The organism is Gaetbulibacter sp. PBL-D1, assembly GCF_050509525.1.
GTDB lineage: Bacteria > Bacteroidota > Bacteroidia > Flavobacteriales > Flavobacteriaceae > Gaetbulibacter_B > Gaetbulibacter_B jejuensis.
Genome location: NZ_JBNWKB010000036.1, coordinates 751 through 1,072 on the forward strand (window position 1 = coordinate 751; position 322 = coordinate 1,072).

Consider the following 322-nt stretch of genomic DNA (forward strand, 5'->3'; position numbering starts at 1 on the left):
TACTAAATTAATTGCTGAAGCTCCATTAAGTGTTATAACAGGCGCAACTATATCTGGTCCTGAACCTTGAATCACAACTGTATAATCTTCAACTTCACCATAGGTAAACGACTCACATGCAGTTGGAACTCCATTATATTTCATAGACACACGCATTCTTGTTGCGTTTTCTACTGCATTTGTTGGAATAGTAAATGTTCCTGAAACTGGTGTTGTTTGTGTTGGTGATTGTGTCCACACTTGCTCTCCTGCATCATTAAAATCTCCATCTCTATTGTAATCTATCCATACCGAATATGCTTCGTTATAGGTTGTTCCTGTC

The 322-nt window shown here is 37.9% G+C and carries 1 protein-coding gene; it reads right to left on the reverse strand.

All coding sequences use genetic code 11. From position 1 onward, the window contains the following. The coding region (locus tag ACQ0RB_RS15675) for a GEVED domain-containing protein (protein WP_430499633.1) at window positions 1–322 on the reverse strand (322 nt) is incomplete at both ends.